The sequence below is a fragment of the Pseudomonas brassicacearum subsp. brassicacearum genome, assembly GCF_008801605.1.
Classification (GTDB): Bacteria; Pseudomonadota; Gammaproteobacteria; order Pseudomonadales; family Pseudomonadaceae; genus Aquipseudomonas; species Aquipseudomonas brassicacearum.
The window spans coordinates 1-486 of sequence record NZ_VZPJ01000047.1 but is presented as its reverse complement, the minus strand read 5'-3'; the positions used below and the strand labels follow the sequence as shown (position 1 = coordinate 486).

Here is a 486-nt window from a genome sequence, read left to right as displayed (position 1 = left end):
TAAATACTTTACCATTTTAAATCAGTTACTCTATTTAATTATGTCGCATCCTAATTCAGTTTTATCAGAAGAAAGCCAAGTTGATTTTTTAGACTATCTCTTACAATTCGAAGAGTGTGAATGGATAGAATTCAAATTTAATGCCTTACGCCCAGATGAATTAGGTCAATATATTTCAGCTTTATCTAATGCTGCTGCTTTAGATTATAAAAAATCTGCTTATATGATCTTTGGTATCAGAGATAAAACTAAAGAGCTAATTGGTACTAATTTCAAACCATTCAAAGATAAACATAATGGTGAGGATAATGGTCAAGAGTTATCTTACTGGCTATTACAAAAACTAAAGCCCCATATAGATTTTACTTTTTATGAATTAGAGCGTGATGGTTTTCGAGTAGTTGTTGTTGAAATAAAGGCTTGCGAATACATTCCAATAGCCTTTGATAAAGTTGAATACTTAAGAGTTGGATCAAATAAACGTCC

At 30.7% G+C, this 486-nt stretch carries 1 protein-coding gene; it reads left to right on the top strand.

The annotated features are described in order from the left end of the window. On the top strand, positions 1-486 hold a 486-nt coding region (locus tag F7R20_RS31475), incomplete at both ends, for an AlbA family DNA-binding domain-containing protein (RefSeq protein ID WP_151180639.1).